This is a genomic window from Paraburkholderia fynbosensis (genome assembly GCF_902859935.1).
GTDB lineage: Bacteria > Pseudomonadota > Gammaproteobacteria > Burkholderiales > Burkholderiaceae > Paraburkholderia > Paraburkholderia fynbosensis.
Window position 1 is genome coordinate 147,230 of the sequence record NZ_CADIKI010000017.1, and the last position, 19,473, is coordinate 166,702.

Annotated in this window: 17 protein-coding genes; 14 read left to right on the top strand and 3 right to left on the bottom strand. The window is 63.9% G+C overall.

Going from position 1 to position 19,473, the window contains the following annotated elements:
* Window positions 1–126: 126 nt before the first annotated feature.
* Window positions 127–1,110 carry a fumarylacetoacetate hydrolase family protein gene (locus HV770_RS25915; RefSeq protein ID WP_175164324.1) on the bottom strand — a complete coding sequence of 328 codons (984 nt, stop codon included), beginning with the start codon at window positions 1,108–1,110 and terminating at the stop codon, window positions 127–129.
* Between the two features lie 240 nt (window positions 1,111–1,350).
* Between HV770_RS25915 and HV770_RS25920 the strand changes: the two genes are divergently transcribed.
* The 7 genes from HV770_RS25920 to HV770_RS25950 all read left to right on the top strand — a co-directional run bounded on the left by HV770_RS25920 (window position 1,351) and on the right by HV770_RS25950 (window position 9,744).
* Window positions 1,351–2,247 carry an IclR family transcriptional regulator gene (locus HV770_RS25920; RefSeq protein ID WP_175164326.1) on the top strand — a complete coding sequence of 299 codons (897 nt, stop codon included), beginning with the start codon at window positions 1,351–1,353 and terminating at the stop codon, window positions 2,245–2,247.
* A 281-nt stretch (window positions 2,248–2,528) separates the two neighbouring features.
* Window positions 2,529–3,839: a DUF3108 domain-containing protein gene (locus tag HV770_RS25925; protein ID WP_175164328.1), complete on the top strand. Its 1,311-nt coding sequence runs from the start codon at window positions 2,529–2,531 to the stop codon at window positions 3,837–3,839.
* A 184-nt stretch (window positions 3,840–4,023) separates the two neighbouring features.
* Window positions 4,024–4,812, top strand: a complete 789-nt coding sequence (locus HV770_RS25930; RefSeq protein ID WP_175164329.1) for an alpha/beta fold hydrolase — start codon at window positions 4,024–4,026, stop codon at window positions 4,810–4,812.
* A 119-nt stretch (window positions 4,813–4,931) separates the two neighbouring features.
* The gene (locus tag HV770_RS25935) at window positions 4,932–5,189 is read left to right on the top strand and encodes a BTH_I0359 family protein (protein WP_007179533.1); all 258 of its coding nucleotides are present in this window, start codon (window positions 4,932–4,934) and stop codon (window positions 5,187–5,189) included.
* Between the two features lie 305 nt (window positions 5,190–5,494).
* Window positions 5,495–6,565, top strand: coding sequence for a homocysteine S-methyltransferase family protein (locus HV770_RS25940; protein WP_175164331.1), 1,071 nt, complete (start codon window positions 5,495–5,497; stop codon window positions 6,563–6,565).
* Window positions 6,566–6,661: 96 nt separating this feature from the next.
* Window positions 6,662–9,379 (top strand): methionine synthase, encoded by a 2,718-nt coding sequence (gene metH / locus HV770_RS25945; protein WP_175164341.1) that lies wholly within the window; start codon window positions 6,662–6,664, stop codon window positions 9,377–9,379.
* A gap of 155 nt (window positions 9,380–9,534) precedes the next feature.
* Window positions 9,535–9,744, top strand: coding sequence for an acid-shock protein (locus tag HV770_RS25950; protein ID WP_175164343.1), 210 nt, complete (start codon window positions 9,535–9,537; stop codon window positions 9,742–9,744).
* 139 nt (window positions 9,745–9,883) lie between these two features.
* Here HV770_RS25950 and HV770_RS25955 read toward each other — a convergent pair whose 3' ends face one another.
* Complete coding sequence (locus tag HV770_RS25955) at window positions 9,884–10,210, bottom strand: DUF1840 domain-containing protein (protein ID WP_175164345.1); 327 nt, start codon at window positions 10,208–10,210, stop codon at window positions 9,884–9,886.
* 460 nt (window positions 10,211–10,670) lie between these two features.
* Between HV770_RS25955 and argS the strand changes: the two genes are divergently transcribed.
* The 6 genes from argS to HV770_RS25985 all read left to right on the top strand — a co-directional run bounded on the left by argS (window position 10,671) and on the right by HV770_RS25985 (window position 17,578).
* The gene (gene argS / locus HV770_RS25960) at window positions 10,671–12,473 is read left to right on the top strand and encodes an arginine--tRNA ligase (RefSeq protein ID WP_175164347.1); all 1,803 of its coding nucleotides are present in this window, start codon (window positions 10,671–10,673) and stop codon (window positions 12,471–12,473) included.
* Between the two features lie 61 nt (window positions 12,474–12,534).
* A complete protein-coding gene (locus tag HV770_RS25965) occupies window positions 12,535–13,353 on the top strand; it encodes an SPOR domain-containing protein (protein ID WP_175164349.1) in 819 nt (272 codons plus the stop codon).
* A 158-nt stretch (window positions 13,354–13,511) separates the two neighbouring features.
* Window positions 13,512–14,150, top strand: coding sequence for a thiol:disulfide interchange protein DsbA/DsbL (locus tag HV770_RS25970; protein WP_121316382.1), 639 nt, complete (start codon window positions 13,512–13,514; stop codon window positions 14,148–14,150).
* A gap of 15 nt (window positions 14,151–14,165) precedes the next feature.
* Entirely contained in the window at window positions 14,166–14,939 is a 774-nt protein-coding gene (locus HV770_RS25975) for an SDR family oxidoreductase (protein ID WP_175164351.1), read from the top strand.
* 3 nt (window positions 14,940–14,942) lie between these two features.
* The gene (locus tag HV770_RS25980) at window positions 14,943–15,761 is read left to right on the top strand and encodes a helical backbone metal receptor (RefSeq protein WP_175164353.1); all 819 of its coding nucleotides are present in this window, start codon (window positions 14,943–14,945) and stop codon (window positions 15,759–15,761) included.
* Window positions 15,762–15,991: 230 nt separating this feature from the next.
* Window positions 15,992–17,578: an ABC transporter substrate-binding protein gene (locus HV770_RS25985; protein WP_175164355.1), complete on the top strand. Its 1,587-nt coding sequence runs from the start codon at window positions 15,992–15,994 to the stop codon at window positions 17,576–17,578.
* 86 nt (window positions 17,579–17,664) lie between these two features.
* Here HV770_RS25985 and HV770_RS25990 read toward each other — a convergent pair whose 3' ends face one another.
* Window positions 17,665–18,738: an MBL fold metallo-hydrolase gene (locus HV770_RS25990; protein WP_175164357.1), complete on the bottom strand. Its 1,074-nt coding sequence runs from the start codon at window positions 18,736–18,738 to the stop codon at window positions 17,665–17,667.
* A 190-nt stretch (window positions 18,739–18,928) separates the two neighbouring features.
* On the opposite strand from HV770_RS25990, the gene HV770_RS25995 reads away from it, so the two are divergent.
* On the top strand, window positions 18,929–19,333 hold the full coding sequence (locus HV770_RS25995) for a MerR family transcriptional regulator (RefSeq protein WP_175164359.1): 405 nt from the start codon (window positions 18,929–18,931) through the stop codon (window positions 19,331–19,333).
* Window positions 19,334–19,473 lie beyond the last annotated feature (140 nt).

A 19,473-nucleotide genomic window follows, 5' to 3' on the forward strand; every position in this document is an offset into this window, starting at 1 on the left:
CGCCCCGGCCTTGCCGCCGCGCCAGTCAGTGTAGCCGCGCGCCGTGGCGGCGGCATCGGGCGAAACCCTTTCGTCCGTGCAAGGGTGGCGCGAACGCGGTTCTGCATTCCGCCCTGCCGCCAGATTTCAATCCAGCGGCGCGATGCCCTGATCGATCGAACCGAAAATCGACTTGCCCGCTTCGTCGAACATTTCGATCTTCACGGTATCGCCGTATTTCATGAACTCGGTTTGCGGCGCGCCGTGCTCGATGGTTTCGAGGCAGCGCTTCTCGGCGATACAGCAATAGCCTCGCTTCGCGTCCTTGTTCGACACCGTGCCCGAACCCACGATCGCTCCGGCGCGCAGGTTGCGCGTTTTCGCGGCGTGCGCGATCAGTTGGCCGAAGTGAAACACCATGTCGGTGCCTGCGTCAGGCTGGCCGACCTTCTTGCCGTTCCAGTGGACGATCATCGGCCGGTGCACGCGGCCTTCGCGCCAGTGTTCGCCGAGCTCGTCGGGCGTGACCGCGACGGGCGCGAACGACGTGGCAGGCTTGCTCTGGAAAAAGCCGAAGCCCTTCGCGAGTTCGGCGGGAATGAGGTTGCGCAGCGATACGTCGTTGACCAGCGTGATCAGGCGCACGCTTCTGAGCGCCTGGTCGGGCGTGACGCCCATCGGCACGTCGGCGGTGATGACGGCGACTTCCGCTTCGAAGTCGATGCCGAACGCCTCCGACGCGCATACCACGTCGTCTTTCGGGCCGATGAAGTCGTCGCTGCCACCCTGGTACATCAGCGGATCGGTCCAGAATTCCGGCGGCATGTCCGCGCCGCGCGCGCGTCGCACGAGTTCGACATGATTCACGTACGAGGAGCCGTCGGCCCACTGGAACGCACGCGGCAGCGGCGCCATGCATTCCTTCGCGTCGAAGGAGAAGCTGTTGCGCGCGCGACCCTGATTGAGCGCGTCGTACAACTCGTGCAGTTGCGGCGCGTAGAAGGACCAGTCGTCGAGCACGCGCTGCATGGTGGGCGCGATCGCATCGGCGATGGCCGCGGTGTGCAGGTCGCGGGACACGACGATCAGTTGGCCGTCGCGCGTGCCGTCCTTCAGCGTGGCAAGTTTCATAGGGGAGTGAACCGTGTTAGTGACGATGGAGTGAATCTATTCTACGATGGTGAATCGGCGTGGCCCAAGTGGACGGGGTTGCCTGGGCAAGGGGCGTTGCTGGCTGCCGGGTGCTGCTTGCCCTGCACGATGCCGGTGCGTTGGCGGGCGCGACCGCGACTGCGCGCGAACGCCACTATCCCATGTGCCGCCACTCATTTCTTTCCATCATCTTTTGAACGCGCTCGATGCGCCCCGCTCATGCCTTCAACCACCCGCTCCGGCGCGATCCGCACCGACACCGCCTCTGCTGACCCGCTCGACGCCCCCGAAGCCGACGACGAAAGCATCGAGGCCAGCGAGGAGAAGCTGCGCTCGGGCATCCAGTCGATCGAAGTCGGCTTCCGGCTGCTCGACGTGCTGACCCGCGAACCGCGCGCGATGATGCTGCGCGATCTCGCGCAGCGCGCCGGCATGAGCCCGGCGAAGGCGCATCGCTATCTGGTGAGCTTTCTGCGCCTCGGCGTCGTCGCGCAGGACCCGCTGTCGGGCCGCTACGAGCTCGGCGGTTTCGCTTTGCAGCTAGGGCTTGCGCGGCTTGCGCGTGTCGACGGCGTCAAGCTCGCGCGAATCGCGCTCGCGGAGTTGCGCGACCGGCTCGATCTGACGGTCGGTATCGCCGTGTGGGGCAATCAGGGGCCGACCATGGTTCACTGGATGGAGTCGAGCCATCCGGCCAAGGCGTCGCTGAAACTCGGCGACGTGATGCCGTTACTCAGTTCCGCCACCGGCCTGCTGTTCGCCGCCTATCTGCCGGCGAGCAAGACCGCCGCGATGCTCGAGCGCGAACTGGCCGATTCGCGCCGCTCGTCGCAGATGGGCGGCCCGCGTACGCGCGAGGAAGTCGACAAGGTGCTGGCTCAGGTGCGCGAGCATCAAGCAGCGCGCGTGGAAGGCATGTTGCTGCCGACCATTCACGCGTTCTGCATGCCGGTGTTCGACTCGACCGGCGAACTCGCGCTCGGCCTCGTCACGCTCGGCCAGGAAGGCGGGTTCGATATTCGCTGGGGCGGCGAGATCGATACGGCGCTGCGTGAATGCGCGCAAAAGCTCTCGTACGAGCTGGGGTATAGTGCCGCGCCACGTCACGAAAACTGAGGACCCGGCGGTGTTGTAGTCGTCGGCGGATGATTCGATGTCGGCAGTATGGGATGGCGGGCGCGGGTGACGCTGTTGGCGGTCGTGGACATTGCGGGCCGCGTCGAACGCATAAGGCCCCTGCGTGTTTTCGCCGTCGAGGAACATCATGCGCGGCTGTGCGGTCGAATCCGTTCGCCGCTCGCCATGCGCGTGCACATCGGAGTGAACGTCTTTTCCCGTCAGCCGACATACGTGCGCCCCGCAGCGCCCTCATCCATCCCATCCAAATTCAATCGCCGATGGCTTCAGCTCCCGCCGCACGCCGCGTCAATCGCCAGCCGCCCAACGGGCCGCGCGGCGCGGCGCGCGCGTGGCGATGGCTTGCGGTGCTGGCCATGGTAGCCGTTCTGCACTGGATTGCCGCGCAGTGGTTCGAGCGCAACCGCGCGACGCTCAATCCAACCGATCACGAGCACGTACCGGTGCAGGTCGCGCTGCTGACGCCCGAGCGTATCGAGCGCAAAGCCGCGCCGGCCGCGCCCCCCGCGCCCGCCCCGGTGCCTGCGCACAAGGCCGCGGCGAGTCCGCCGCGCGAACATGTGCTGACCGCGCTGCAACCGGCAACGCAAGCTGCGCAGCCGACAGCCGCTGCGTCGGACGTGGCGGCAAGCGCGCCGGCCGCAGCGGCGAGTCCCAATGCTCACGCCGATGCCGCCGCACATGCCGCAGACACAGCCAGCGCGCCTGCTGCCGCCAGCGCGCCTCAAGCGGCGCCCGGGGTGAAGTTTTCGGTCCCGCCATCCGCCGAACTGCAGTACGACATGTTCTACAACGGCGTGCGCAACCAGCCCGGCACGATCCACTGGACCAGCAACGCGCAAGGCTACGAGATGATCGTGTCCGTGCCGCTGCCGTTCGTCGGCCCATTTGTCTACTCGAGCCGTGGCCGCATCGATGCGTTCGGTCTCGCGCCGGATCAGTACAGCGAAAAGCGCGGCCATCGGGCGGAAGACATCGCCATCTTCAACCGCACCGATAAAAAGATCGGCTTCACGCGCACCCCGGCCACGCTGGCGCTGCCCGATGGTGCGCAGGACCGTTTCAGCATGGTGATGCAACTCGCGAGCCTCGTACGCGGTGACCCGTCTGCGTATAAGCCCGGTGTGACGCGGCAGTTCTTCGTCGTCGATAACGACAGCGGCGAGAACTGGCCGGTCGAAACGATCGGCGACGAGACCATCCGCACGGCCGAGGGTTATCTCGATACGCGTCATTTCAAACGCTTGCCGCGTCATGACGGCGACATGCGACGCATCGACGTCTGGCTCGCGCCGTCGCTCGGCTGGCTGCCCGCGCGCATCGTTCAAACGGAGCCGAACGGCACGCAATTCGAACTGGTGTGGCGCGGCAAGCTCTCGCTCGACGATGCCGGCCCGAGCGTCGGCAGCAGCGATGACGGCGGCGCGGCCGCTGCGCCTTCGCCTTCGCCTTCGCCTTCGCCTTCGCCTGACAATTCAACCACCCCGCCCGCCGATACGTCGGCAATAACGCCCGAACCTTCGCGCGTCGCACCCGTCGATTCGACCGCCCCGGGCGACGTCAAACCCTGACATCCCCACAATCCGAACAGGGTTTCGATCGAATCGCCGAACTTCCGCGACGACGCCGACTCGCACCACTTGCTGCACCCGTTCGCGCGTACGCTGCGTTTAGGATCAGCCCCATCGCAGGGGCGGAACACGACGCGCAAATGGAGAACGGACCCTTCCACTGCGTTCCCTTCAAGGAGCCCGCATGCAAGTGAACATCAACGGAATCGAAACGCGCTATGTGCTGAGCAACGAGGGCGGCGGCCCGTGGCTGACGTTCATCCATCAACTGGGCGGCGATCTGTCCGTCTGGGACCAGCTTGCCGGCTATTTCCGCGACGACTACACCGTGCTGCGCTACGACGTGCGCGGCCACGGCAATACCGCTGTATCCGGCCAGCCGTTCAGTGTCGACGATCTTTCAAACGATCTCGCCGCGCTGCTCGATGCGCTGGGTGCCCCGACGACGCATCTGGTCGGCATGTCAATGGGCGGCATGATCGCGCAGCAATTCGCACTGAACCACCCGTCACGCGTCGACACCCTGACAATCGCCGACAGCGCCGCCCGCACGTTGCCGGAGGGCCGCGCCGTCTGGGATCAACGCGCCCGTACGGCGCGCAGCGACGGCGTCGCGGCGCTAGTGCCCACGACCTTGGGCCGCTGGCTCACACCCGGTTTTCAGGCCGCGCATCCCGAAGCGGTGGAGCAGATTCGCGAGGTGCTCGCTCATACGTTGCCAGAAGGCTACGCCATGGCATGCGAAGCGCTGCGCGATTTCGACGTAAGCAGTAAGCTGGGAAGCATTCGTTGTCCAACCTTGACCGTGGCGGGCCGCCACGACTCAGGCACGCCGCCTGCTGCAACCCGTGCAATAGCAGACGCCATCGAAGGCGCACAGTTCGAACTTCTCGACGCCGCTCACCTCGCGCCCATCGAGCAATCTCACCGTTTTGCTGCACTGCTTGAAACGTTTCTTGAAAGGCCGGTCTAACCGGTAGGTTCGGAAGCTGGGCAAGCGTCACATCCGGACCCACCCCTTGAATTCCACCAAATACGCTCCACGTATGGTGCAGAAACGGCCAGGAGCCAACGGAAATAAGGAGTGTCGCCATGCAAATGATCTATAACAGCCCCAACTATTGTGTCGTCGAGTTTCCGCCGCAGGAAGGTCCTCTGGCCATGAAGTCGGGTGGCTACGAGATCGTCGACAAAAACATGCAGCGCGAAATCTACATCGACGGTGCAATGGCGGCGCGCTTTCGCGAGCACGTGCAGAAGCTGATTGAAGAAGAACCGTCCCTGGACGAGGTCGACGAATTTCTCGGCCAGTTCGACAGTCTGATGCATCAACCTGTGATCCTTCACTAACCGCGAGATTCGCTTCGACCTCTTTGGCGACATGGATTGACCGCGCCGTCCGGCCCAGCCGGCGGCCTTTATAGGGCGGTCAGCACCCGTAAAACGGCCCAGCAGGCTTTTGCCTCGCTGGGCCGTTTTCTTGGCAGCGTGCTTTTGTCCGCTAACGGTTTGTCCCCATACCCTTCTCGCGTTATCTTTGGCTCACTGTCATGCCCGCAGGCCGGGGCGTGGCTTCACCCGCGCCGGGCGCATCAGCCCGGCAGCGGCTACAATGACAGGTTTCCCGAAAAAGCCGGCGCAAGCCCTCATCCGCCATGAACCAGCCTGCTCAAACCGCCACGCCAGTCCGTTCCGAGCCCGCCTACACGCGCGGCACGGCGCTCCCCGCGCTGCTCAAGTCGCGCATTCTGATCCTGGACGGCGCAATGGGCACGATGATCCAGCGCTACAAGCTCGACGAAGCCCGCTATCGCGGCGAGCGCTTCAAGGACTACGGGCGCGACATCAAGGGCAACAACGAGTTGCTGTCGATCACTCAGCCGCAGATCATCGCCGAGATTCATGAGCAGTATCTGGCGGCGGGCGCCGACATCATCGAAACCAACACGTTCGGCGCGACCACGGTGGCGCAGGCGGACTACGGCATGGAAGCGCTCGCCATCGAGATGAATCTCGAGTCGGCGAAACTGGCGCGCGCCGCGTGCGACAAGTATTCGACGCCGGACAAGCCACGCTTCGTCGCGGGTGCGATCGGACCGACGCCGAAAACCGCAAGCATTTCCCCTGACGTGAACGATCCGGGCGCACGCAACGTCACGTTCGACGAACTGCGCACCGCCTACTACGAGCAGGCCAAGGCGCTGCTCGACGGCGGCGTGGACCTGTTCCTCGTCGAAACGATCTTCGACACGCTCAATGCCAAAGCCGCGCTGTTCGCGCTCGACGAGCTGTTCGAAGACACCGGCGAGCGTCTGCCGATCATGATCTCCGGCACCGTCACGGACGCGTCGGGGCGTATTCTGTCGGGGCAGACCGTCGAGGCGTTCTGGAACTCGCTGCGTCACGCGAAGCCGCTTACGTTCGGTCTGAACTGCGCGCTGGGCGCGGCGCTGATGCGCCCGTACATCGCCGAACTGGCGAAGCTTTGCGACACGTACGTGTCGTGCTATCCGAACGCCGGGTTGCCGAATCCGATGAGCGACACCGGCTTCGACGAATTGCCCGCGGATACCTCGGGCCTGCTCAAGGAGTTCGCCCAGGCCGGTCTCGTGAACATCGCCGGCGGCTGCTGCGGCACGACGCCGGAGCACATCGCGGCGATTGCCCAGGCGCTCGCCGAAGTAAAGCCGCGCCAGTGGCCGACCCAGTATCGCGACGCCGCGTAAGCGAGGCGGCCCGAGTTCGCGCCGCCGCTCCCGCAGTATCGAAATAGCCGCACTGCAGCCGCACCTCAACGCAAGCAATCGACTCCCACATACGCCATGACCGATCACACCATGCGCCTTGCCGGCCTCGAGCCGTTCAACGTCACGTCCGGGACGCTTTTCATCAACGTCGGTGAACGCACCAACGTGACTGGCTCGAAAGCGTTCGCGCGAATGATCCTGAACGACCAGTTCGACGAAGCGATTGCCGTCGCGCGCCAGCAGGTCGAAAACGGCGCGCAGGTCATCGACGTCAACATGGACGAAGCGATGCTCGATTCGAAAGCGGCGATGGTGCGCTTCATGAATCTGATCGCGTCGGAGCCGGACATCGCGCGCGTGCCGATCATGATCGACTCGTCGAAGTGGGAAGTGATCGAAGCGGGCCTGAAGTGCGTGCAAGGCAAGGCGATCGTCAACTCGATCTCGCTGAAGGAAGGCGAAGAGGCGTTCCGCCATCACGCGAACCTGATTCGCCGCTACGGCGCGGCCGCCGTCGTGATGGCCTTCGACGAACAGGGCCAGGCCGACACTTTCGAGCGCAAGACGCAGATCTGCAAACGCTCGTATGACTTCCTCGTGAACGTAGTGGGCTTCCCGCCGGAAGACATCATCTTCGATCCGAACATCTTCGCGGTCGCCACCGGTATCGAAGAACACAACAACTACGCGGTCGACTTCATCGAAGCGACGCGCTGGATCAAGCAGAACCTGCCGTACGCGAAGGTGAGCGGCGGCGTGTCGAACGTGTCGTTCTCGTTCCGCGGCAACGACCCGGTGCGCGAAGCGATCCACACCGTGTTCCTCTACCACGCGATCCAGGCGGGCATGGACATGGGCATCGTCAACGCGGGCCAGCTCGGCGTGTATGCCGACCTCGACCCGGAGTTGCGCGAACGCGTGGAAGACGTGGTGCTGAACCGCCGTGAAGACGGCACCGACCGGCTGCTCGAAATCGCCGACAAGTTCAAGACCGGCGCCGCGAAGAAGGAAGAAAACCTCGAGTGGCGCAACCAGCCGGTCGAAAAACGTCTGGCGCACGCGCTCGTGTCGGGCATCACCAATTTCATCGTCGAAGATACCGAGGAAGTGCGCGCGAAGATCGCGGCAGAAGGCGGCCGCCCGATCAACGTGATCGAAGGCCCGCTGATGGACGGCATGAACATCGTCGGCGACCTGTTCGGTCAGGGCAAGATGTTCCTGCCGCAGGTCGTCAAGTCGGCGCGCGTGATGAAGCAGGCGGTCGCGCATCTGATCCCGTTCATCGAAGAAGAAAAGAAGCTGATGGCCGAAGCCGGCGCGGACGTGCGCGCGAAAGGCAAGATCGTCATCGCCACGGTTAAGGGCGACGTGCACGATATCGGCAAGAACATTGTCTCCGTGGTCCTTCAGTGCAATAACTTCGAAGTGGTCAACATGGGCGTGATGGTCTCGTGCAACGACATTCTCGCGAAGGCGAAGGTCGAAGGCGCGGACATCATCGGCCTCTCGGGGCTGATCACGCCGAGCCTCGAAGAGATGGCCTACGTCGCATCGGAAATGCAGCGCGACGACTACTTCCGCGTGAAGAAGATTCCACTGCTGATCGGCGGCGCGACCACCTCGCGCGTGCACACCGCAGTGAAGATCGCGCCGCATTACGAGGGCCCGGTGGTGTATGTGCCCGACGCGTCGCGTTCGGTGTCGGTGGCATCGAGCCTCCTGTCCGACGAAGGCGCGGCGAAATACGTCGACGAACTCAAAGCCGACTACGACCGCATCCGCGACCAGCACGCCAACAAGAAAGCGCAGCCGATGGTCACGCTCGCCGAAGCGCGCGCAAACAAGACCAAGGTCGACTGGGCGAACTATCAGCCGGTCAAGCCGAAGTTCATCGGCCGCCGCGTGTTCAGGAACTTCGATCTGAACGAACTCGCGAATTACATCGACTGGGGCCCGTTCTTCCAGACCTGGGACCTGGCCGGCCCGTATCCGGCGATCCTGAACGACGAGATCGTCGGCGAATCGGCGCGGCGCGTGTTCTCGGACGGCAAGTCGATGCTCGCGCGTCTGATCCAGGGCCGCTGGCTGCAGGCCAACGGCGTGATCGCGCTGCTGCCGGCCAACACGGTCAACGACGACGACATCGAAATTTACACGGACGAATCGCGCTCGGAAGTCGCGCTCACGTGGCGCAACCTGCGCCAGCAAAGCGTGCGGCCGGTGGTAGACGGCGTGATGCGGCCGAACAGGTCGCTCGCCGACTTCATCGCGCCGAAAGACTCGGGCGTGGCCGACTACATCGGCATGTTCGCGGTGACGGCGGGTCTGGGCGTCGACGTGAAGGAAAAGCAGTTCGAAAAGGATCACGACGACTACAGCGCGATCATGCTGAAGGCACTCGCCGACCGCTTCGCCGAAGCGTTCGCCGAAGCGTTGCATGCACGCGTGCGGCGCGACCTGTGGGGCTACGCGAACACCGAAAGCCTGTCGAACGACGAGTTGATCGCCGAAAAGTATCGCGGCGTCCGTCCGGCGCCGGGCTACCCGGCCTGCCCGGATCACCTCGTGAAGCGCGACATGTTCGACGTGCTGCAAGCCACCGAAATCGGCATGAGCGTGACCGAATCTCTCGCGATGCTGCCGGCGGCCAGCGTGTCGGGCTTCTATCTGGCGCACCCGGACAGCACGTATTTCTCGGTCGGCAAGATTGGCCAGGACCAGCTCGAAGACTACGCGCAGCGTATGTCGCTGTCGAAAAAGGACGCCGAACGGGCGTTGGCGCCATTGCTATAAGCCTTGTGGCGGGAAACCCACCATATCGGGTCTGAAAGACTGAATATTTGCGGCAGCGTAATTTTCGGCTTTGTAGACTGGGTCGGTTTCATCCCGCCAGGCGCGGCCAAAACGCGTCGGCTTATTTAATTGCAATCGTCAATGGAGAAAATCGTATGAAAAAGCTGGCGCTGTTCTTGACTGCTGTTTCACTTGCCGTGGGTGCCTCTGCGGCACTGGCCCAGCCCGCCGCCCCCGGCGGCTCCAGCGCGGTCAGCTCGTATTCGCCGCCGGTCGCGAAGCACGTCAAGAAACCGAAGAAGCATAAGACGAAGAAAGGTGCGTCGGCTCCCGCTGCCGCCCCGGCAGAGGCCGCCAGCCAGTAAGCGGTACGGCCGGCCTCGGCCCGTTCCAAAAACGAAGAGCCCGCGTCGAGCGGGCTCTTTTCATTGGTGCGTCAGGCCTCAGGCCTCGCGTATCAGCCGTTGCGGCTGCTGCGCACGCTCTCGCGCGGCGTGCGGGGGATCAGAGACCCCAGACGATGTCCGCGTTTTCCTTCTGCGCCGCGCGCAGCATGTCGAGGAACGGATACGCGCGCTGCGCGAGCCCCGGCGGAATCTCGTGATGCTCATGACCATCTTCGCCTTCGTGGAAATGGCCGTCGTGCTCGGCGCGTTCCTGCTTGTCGAAGGTGATGGCGGCTTCGAGCTTCTCGATGGCCGGGCCCAGTTCGTCGTGAATGATGACGCCCCGCTCCCCAAGGCGTTTGCCGACAATGCCGACCAGATACTGAGCCAGATTCTCCAGCATCAACACGTCTGGGCAGGCGCGGCATTTAAAAGTAATCAGCATGACTGTTCCCTTTTTCGTTATGTCGGATCGACGCGCGAGCGGCCCGAAGGCGGCTGCCGGCGCGCATGACGCGCCTGTCACGACAACTCGCCGGTCAGGCGCGGCGGCCACGGCCCTTGCTGGGCATCTCATTGAACATATTAGCACCTGCTAAAATCCGTCTGGACGGAAAAGCGCGCCGCCCTGCGCCGCGCGAGGCGAAGCGAAGCGCGAGCAGCGTGGCCGGGCAGTTGGCCGCAACCCCGTATGCCATGCAGTCGACACCGCTGCAGTTGCCGTGCACCGCTTACCACGTTGCAGACAACGTGCCCGATGGCGCTTCGGATGTACCCCGGCGCCTTCAAAAATGCCGCACCGGGTGCCTCGCCGCTTTCCTCGCTTCTAACGAATCGGCCGCGCCAGCCGCGCGGCCGGCGCCCCTTCCGCATCACCGGATTGCCTCACTGGACTCGCAACAAGCATGCTGCCCGCACATAAACATACCCTCGAAACCCTGCTCGCCGACACCGTGAAGCAGGTCGCGCTCGCCACGCAAGGCGCGAGCGAAGCCGCTTTCGTGTCGCCCACCATCACGCTCGAACGCCCGAAGGTCGCCGCGCACGGCGACGTCGCGTGCAATGTGGCGATGCAACTGGCCAAGCCACTGCGCGCCAATCCGCGCCAGTTGGCGCAGCAGATCGTCGATGCGCTGCTCGCGCAGCCGCAAGCCCAGGGTCTCGTCGAAGCCGCCGAGGTGGCCGGCCCCGGCTTCATCAACCTGCGCCTCACGGCCACGGCCAAGCAGGCGGTGATTGCCGCCGTGTTCGCGGAAAAGGGCACATTCGGGCGCTCGCAGCGCGACGCCGGCAAGCATGTGCTGATCGAATTCGTCTCGGCCAACCCGACCGGTCCGCTGCACGTCGGCCATGGCCGCCAGGCCGCGCTCGGCGACGCGCTGTCGAACGTGCTGGCCTCGCAAGGCTGGGACGTGCACCGCGAGTTCTATTACAACGACGCCGGCGTGCAGATCCACACGCTCGCGCTGTCCACTCAGGCGCGCGCGCGCGGCCTCGCCCCCGGCGACGAAGGCTGGCCGGCTTCGGCCTACAACGGCGAGTACATCGCCGACATCGCGAAAGACTATCTGAACGGTGTGACGGTGGCCGCGAGCGACGGCGAGCCGGTCACCGGCGCGGGCGACATCGAGAATCTCGAAGCGATCCGCCGCTTCGCGGTCGCGTATCTGCGCCGCGAACAGGACATGGACCTGCAGGCATTCGGCGTGAAGTTCGACCAGTACTACCTAGAGTCGTCGCTGTACACGGAAGGCCGGGTCGAGAAAACCGTCGAGGCGCTCATCGCTGCCGGCAAGACCTACGAGCAGGAAGGCGCGCTGTGGCTGCGCACCACCGACGAAGGAGACGACAAAGACCGCGTGATGCGCAAGACCGATGGCACCTACACCTACTTCGTCCCCGACGTCGCCTATCACGTCGCGAAGTGGGAGCGCGGCTTCACCAAAGTGATCAATGTTCAGGGCTCGGACCACCACGGCACGATCGCGCGGGTGCGCGCCGGCCTGCAGGGTCTCGGTGTCGGTATTCCGAAGGGCTATCCCGACTACGTCCTGCACAAGATGGTCACAGTGATGCGCAATGGCGAAGAGGTGAAAATCTCCAAGCGCGCCGGCAGCTACGTGACAGTGCGCGACCTGATCGAATGGTCGGGCGGCGCGATGCCGGGCTCGGAAGCGGCCGTCGACCTGATCGACGAGGAAACGATTCGGCGCGGTCGCGACGCGGTGCGCTTCTTCCTGATCTCGCGCAAGGCGGACACCGAATTCGTGTTCGACATCGACCTCGCGCTGAAACAGAACGACGAAAATCCCGTGCATTACGTGCAATACGCGCATGCCCGGATCTGCTCGGTGATCGCCGAATGCAAGGCGCGCTATGGCTCGGACAAAAGCACGGACGAAAGCGCGCTCGCGAGCGTGGACGTCGCGCCGCTCACGAGCGAACGTGCAATGGCCCTTCTGAACAAGCTCGCCGAATTCCCCGACATGCTGCAACACGCGGCCGACGAACTCGCGCCGCACGCGGTCGCGTTCTATCTGCGCGACCTCGCCGGGGAATTCCACTCGTTCTACAATGACAGAGCCGAGCGCGTGCTGGTCGACGATGCGGCCGAGCGCAATGCACGCGTCGCGCTGCTCGCGGCCACGCGTCAAGTGCTGGCCAACGGTCTCGCGACGATCGGCGTCTCCGCTCCCGTCAAGATGTAAGTCCTCCGACGCAACATGCACGCGGCCGTCGTTATAATCGACGGCCGTTCCAGGATTCTTTTTGCAGGTAATTCGTACGATGGCAAAACCACGCCGCACAACAAAGCAATCGAAACAAACCGGGGGGACTTTTCTCGGCATCGTGCTGGGCCTGATCGTCGGCCTTGCGATCGCGGTAGTGGTGGCGCTGTATATCACCCGTGCGCCTACGCCGTTCGTGTCGAAGGTGGCGCCGCCCGCGGCCTCGGACACCGGCGCGAGCCAGGCGCAATTCGACCCGAACCGTCCGCTGCAAGGCAAGACGCCGGGCCAGCCGGTGCCGCAGGCTGCGCAACCCGCGCCGCCCAATACCGCACCGGGCCAGACCAATTCGCAGACCCAGTCGGGCATGCTCGAAGAACCGCAGATCGTCGAAGTGCCGCCGTCGGCAGGCAATGCAAACGGTACGGCGGTCGCGCCGAAGCCTTCGCAGGATAACGGCACCGGCCCGGCCGCCGTGCCCGCTCCGGCGAAAAAACCGCAAGCCTCCAGCGCGCCGGCCGCCACCGCGGCGGGCTCCGCGCCGAAGAGCACCTCGGCTCCGGCTACCGCTAACGCCGCCAAGCCGGGCGCGAGCGCGGCGCCAGCGCCGGGCGATGCAAACACCGGCTACTTCCTGCAAGTGGGCGCGTACAAGACCGCAGCCGATGCCGAACAGCAGCGCGCGCGTCTGGCGTTCCAGGGCTTCGAGTCGAAGGTGACCCAGCGGGATGCGGGCGGCGTGACGTACTATCGCGTGCGCATCGGACCGTTCTCGAAGTTCGAAGACATGAATTCGAGCCGTCAGCGTCTGTCGGACGCGGGCGTGGATACCGCCGTGATCCGCTTCACCAAACAATAAACAAACGGTAAACGCCGGCACGCACGGCCACCGAAACTATCGGTGCGCGGTGCGTGTCACAACTCGTCGGACAGTTCGACGTCCATTGCCGAATCTGACAACGGTGACGGGCATTTGCGTGGCGCCACCGTTTCTTCGCCTACTCGAGTCAACACAACATGAAAAAACTGCTGAGCATTCTGTTTCTTTCGCTGGGTCTGATTGCCGCCTCGGCACAGGCGTCGCCGGCCGCGCCGGTATCGGGCAAGGACTACACCGTGCTGGCTTCGCCGCAGCCTACCGACGTGCCGGCCGGCAAGATCGAAGTCATCGAGTTCTTCTGGTACGGCTGCCCGCACTGCAATGAATTCAACCCGTACCTCGAAGCATGGGTGAAGAAGCAGGGTCCGGACGTCGTATTCAAGCGCGTGCCGGTCGCCTTCCGCGACGACTTCATTCCGCACTCGAAGATGTTCCATGCGCTCGACGCACTCGGCGTCGTGAACGAACTCACGCCGAAGATCTTCAACGAAATCCACGTCAACAAGAACTACCTGCTGACGCCGGAAGACCAGAGCAAATTCCTCGCGAAGCTCGGCGTCGATCCGAAGAAGTACATGGAAGCGTACAACTCGTTCTCGACGCAAAGCGCGCTGCAGAAAGACAAGAAGATGCTCGACACGTACAAGATCGATGGCGTGCCGACGCTGGCCGTGCAAGGCAAGTATGAAACCGGCCCGGCCGCGACCGACAGCCTGCCGGGCACGATCCAGGTGCTCGACTACCTGGTGCAGCAAGTCCGCGCCAAAAAGATGTAACGACGAGGCGCCGGAATGAGTTCACCGCTGAAGGTTTTCATTACCGGCGCTTCGAGTGGCATTGGCCTCGCGCTCGCCGCCGACTATGCGCGGCGTGGCGCGATTCTCGGCCTGGTTGCCCGCCGCGGCGACGCGCTCGCCGCGTTCCAGCAGTCCCATCCGCACAACACCGTCTCCATTTATTCCGTCGACGTTCGCGACGCCGAAGCGCTCGCCGACGCGGCCACGCAGTTCATTGCGCAACACGGCTTGCCGGATATCGTGATCGCCAACGCCGGCATCAGCCGCGGCGCGGTCACCGGGCAGGGCGATCTGCGCACCTTCCGCGAAGTGATGGACGTCAACTACTTCGGCATGGTCGCCACCTTCGAGCCTTTCTCCGCCGCGATGGTCGCCGCGAAGCGCGGCACGCTGGTGGGCATCGCCAGCGTCGCGAGTGTGCGCGGCTTGCCGGGCTCGGGCGCCTATAGCGCGTCGAAGTCGGCGGCGCTCAAGTATCTCGAAGCGCTGCGCGTCGAGATGCGGCCGCACGGTGTCGGCGTCGTCACCATCGCGCCCGGCTATATCCGCACGCCGATGACCGAGCACAACCCGTACACGATGCCGTTCCTGATGGACGCCGACCGTTTCGCCGCAAAGGTCGCACAGGCGGTCGAGCGGCGGACGGCGTTCGCGGTGTTTCCGTGGCAGATGCGCATCGTCGCGATGGTGCTGCACGTGCTGCCGCGTTGGCTCTACGACCGCGCGTTTGAACGCGCGCCGCGCAAGCCGCGCGTCCTCGCCGAATAAATCATGCAACCGCGTGCGGTCGATGCAGCCGGCGTCACGCACGAAACAGCGGGCGCCGACGCGCGCATCGTCTCGCTGGTGCCGAGCATCACCGAAACGCTTTTTGCGCTCGGCCTCGACCGGCAGGTCGTCGGACGTACTGGCTTTTGCGTGCATCCGCACGACAAGGTGCGCGAGGTCCGCAAGGTCGGCGGCACCAAGGCCGTCAAGCTGGACGCGATTCGCGCGCTGCGCCCCACCCATCTGATCGTCAATATCGACGAAAACGAGCGCGACACCGTCGAGCAATTGCGCGCGTTCGTGCCGCATATCGTCGTCACCCATCCGCAGACACCGCAGGACAATCTCTCGCTTTACGCGCTGCTGGGCGCGATCTTCGACCGTAGGCACGAAGCTCAAAGGCTCTGCGAAAGACTCGAAGCCCGGTTGCGCGAAACCGCGGCACAAGCTTTCGCCGCGCAAAACGTGCTGTATCTGATCTGGCGTGAACCGTGGATGAGCGTGGCGCGCGACACATACATCGCCTCGATGCTGCAACTCGTGAACTGGCGCACGCTACCCGATGTGCGAGGCGGAACGGCGGGCGCCGCGCGTTATCCGATGCTCGACTTCGACGACGCGCCGTGGCTCGCCGATGTCGACCGCATCCTGCTGTCCAGCGAGCCGTATCGCTTCACGCAGACGCACCGCGACGCGCTCGCGCGTGATCCGCGGCTGGCGGACAAGCGCATCGAGTTGATCGATGGCGAAATGGTGTCGTGGTACGGCGTGCGCGCGATCGAAGGCATCGCTTATCTGCAGCGGCTTGCGTCAACGCCATGAGCGCGGACGCCCGCTCTCCATATGAATATGCGGATTATGTTGTTGTCGCCATAATCTGCCTTCGATAAGCTTTCGCGGAGGCGCGCGGCGCGCATGAGCCAGAATCACCCGCCCCATGCGCGAGCGCCGCAAACGTATCACAATCAGGGCGGCGTCGACGCCCGTCCCTCGTCACCGGAATAACACACAACCAGACGCACCGACTGACTGCGCTTGTTATGGGAGAACCTATGCGCTTCAAACTGCTCGCAGCCGCCCTACTGTTCACGGCGCCCGCGCTCGTGCTCGCCAAACCGCTGACCGTCTGTACCGAATCGAGCCCGGACGGCTTCGACGTGGTGCAGTTCAATTCGCTCGTCACGACCAATGCGTCGGCCGACGTGATCTTCAACTCGCTGGTCTCGTACGACGAGGCCGCGAAGAAGGTCGTGCCGGCGCTGGCCGAGACGTGGGACGTGAGCGCCGACGGCCTCACCTACACGTTCCATCTGCGCCCGAACGTGCAGTTCCAGACCACCGACTACTTCAAGCCCACCCGCGCGCTGAACGCCGACGACGTCGTCTTCACGTTCGACCGCATGCTCAACGACAGCAATCCCTGGCACAAGGTGGCGGGCGCGAGCGGCTTTCCGCATGCGCAGTCGATGGGCTTGCCGAAGCTGATCAAGTCGATCAGCAAGGTCGACGAGAACACCGTCAAGTTCGAACTGACCATACCGGACGCGACCTTCGTGCCGATCCTGACGATGGGTTTCGCATCGATCTATTCGGCCGAATACGCCGACCAGTTGCTCAAGGCGGGCAAGCAGACCGATCTGAACGCGAAGCCGATCGGCACCGGTCCGTTCCTGCTCAAGAGCTACACGAAAGACGCGGTGATCCGCTACGACGTGAACCCGACCTTCTGGGGGCCCAAGCCGAAGATCGACCGCCTGATCTACGCGATCACGCCGGACCCCACCGTGCGCGCGCAGAAAGTGAAAGCAGGTGAATGCCAGATCGCGTTGTCGCCGAAGCCGCAGGATCTCGCCGACGCGAAACAGGACAAGTCGCTCGCAATCGTTCAAACGCCCGCGTTCATGACCGCGTTCGTGGCGTTGAACACGCAGAAGAAGCCGCTCGATAACCAGAAGGTGCGCGCCGCGCTGAACATGGCGTTCGATCGCAGCACCTACCTGAAGACCGTGTTCGACAACACCGCGACGCCGGCCACGAACCCGTATCCGCCGAATACGTGGAGCTATAACAGGTCGATCAAGGGCTGGCCGTACGATCCGGTGAAAGCGAAGAAGCTGCTCGCCGATGCGGGCTATCCGAACGGCTTCGAAACGACCATCTGGGTGCGGCCGAACGGCAGCGTGCTGAACCCCAATCCGAAGGCCGGCGCAGAATTGCTGCAGGCCGACTTCGCGAAGATCGGCGTGAAAGCGGACGTGAAGGTGATCGAATGGGGCGAGCTGATCAAGCAGGCCAAGCAAGGCCAGCATGACTCGCTGTTCATGGGCTGGGCCGGCGACAACGGCGATCCGGACAACTATCTGACGCCGCTCTTCAGTTGCAACGCGGTGAAGTCGGGGATCAACTTCGCGCGCTTCTGCGATCAGGATCTCGACAAGCTGATCAGCGACGGCAAGGCCACACCGGATCAGGCCAAGCGCACCAAGGCGTATGAACAGGCGCAGCAGATCATCCACGATCAGGCGCTTTGGATTCCGCTCGGCTATCCGACCGCCTCGGCGATCACGCGCACGAACGTCAGCGGTTATCACGTCAGCCCGTTTGGCCGGGTCAACTTTGGGACGGTCGCGGTACAGTAATTCGCGCTTGCCTGAAGGTACACAGAAAAAAGCCCGGTTTGCATGGCCGGGCTTTTTTTATCGACGCATCAAGGCGATCTCTTCATTCACGACGCCGAAAAACGGATCACGCCGTCCGCGTCCTGGGTACGCCTCAACTCGCCTGCGAGCCACAGCAGATGCAAATGCGCGAGCGCCTCACCCAGCGCAAACGTCATCTGATGGATATCGAGCTGGCGCTTGAACATCAGCGGCACGATGTCGGCCGCGCTCTGCGGCTTCTGCGCACATGCTTCGCGCACTTCGGCCAGTCGCGCATCATGATGCTCGCGCAGTTGCCGGATGCGCGTGTGCACGCCGCGAAACGGCTTGCCATGCGAGGGCAGCACCAGCGTCTCTTCAGGCATGGTCTCGTAGCGGCCGAGCGACTCCAGATACAGCGCGAGCGGCGAGCCTTCCGGTTCGATATCGAACACCGACACGTTGGTCGAAATGCGCGGCAACACCATGTCGCCGGAAATCAGCACGCCGGTTTCTTCGCAATGCAACGCACAGTGTTCCGGCGAATGGCCGAAGCCCGTCACCACCCGCCAGGTCTTGCCGCCGATCTTCACACCATCGGCTTCGCGCAGACGCCGGTATTGCCCCGGAATCGCCGGCACGAGGCTCGCGTAGTAGCTCTTGCGATTGCGCAGCTTTTCGAGCGATTCCTCATCGTTCAGACCGTGGCGGGCGAAGTGCCGCGCCGCCGCCTCGCCGCCTGCATTCGAACCGTCGCCGGCGGCCATCACGCGAGCCTGCATGTATTCGCCGAGGGTCATCCAGAGCCGCGCGTCCCAGCGCTTCCTGTCACCGCCGCTGCACACCCAGTGCGCGAGGCCGATATGGTCCGGATGGCAGTGCGTGACGATCACGCGCAACACCGGCAGGCCGTCGAGCAGCGAGTCGAACACGCTCTCCCAGTTCTGCTTGATCGTGTCCGACGTGATGCCGCAATCCACCACGGTCCAGCCCTGCTCGCCGTCGATCTCGTCACGCAGCAGCCACAGGTTGATGTGATCGAGCGCGAAAGGCAGCGGCATGCGCAACCAGAACACGCCGGGTGCGACTTCCATCGTCTGGCCGGCTTCCGGCAAGCTGTCGTTGAATGGGTATTCGAGTTGATGTTCGAGTGCATTCATTGGGGATGTCTTCCTCCGTCGGCCGTCCGGCATGGCGGGGTGTGCGATGCGGGTCGGCGTGGTTATGGCGCGCGCCTGCCGTGTCGCGCCGTGGTTGCAGCAATGGTTGCGTTCAGCTCAGGTTGACGATAACGTAAACGTCGATTCTATCGCCCAATCCGATTTTCTGCCCGGCCACGGGATGCCCCGTATGAATACGCAATACACGATCACCGAGCTCGCGCGGGAATTCGACGTCACACCGCGCGCAATCCGCTTCTACGAAGATCAGGGTTTACTCTCGCCGAGCCGCGAAGGGTCGAGCGGTTTGCGGCGCGTCTATTCGGGCCGCGACAGAACGCGTCTGAAGCTCACGCTGCGCGGCAAGCGGCTCGGCTTCACGCTGTCGGAAATCCGCGAATTGCTGGACGTGTACGAATCGCCGACCGACACCGTGCCGCAATTGCACGCGTTTCTTGCCACGGTGGCGCGTCATCGCGAGGTCTTGGAGCGTCAACTGGAAGACCTCAACGCCACGCTCGAAGATCTTGCGCAGTACGAAGCCCAGGCGCGCGCGTTGCTCGAGGGTGGCGCACGCGAGGCCAAGCCCGCATAAGCACGGCATGACGTGGCGCGACATGGCGCGAGCCGATAAACGCAACGTAACGCAGCCAAGCGCAGCCAAACGCAGCACGAAGCAAATTTTTTAGCGGAATTTGCGCCGGTTAGTGATGCCAAACCGGCGCATTGAGCGAA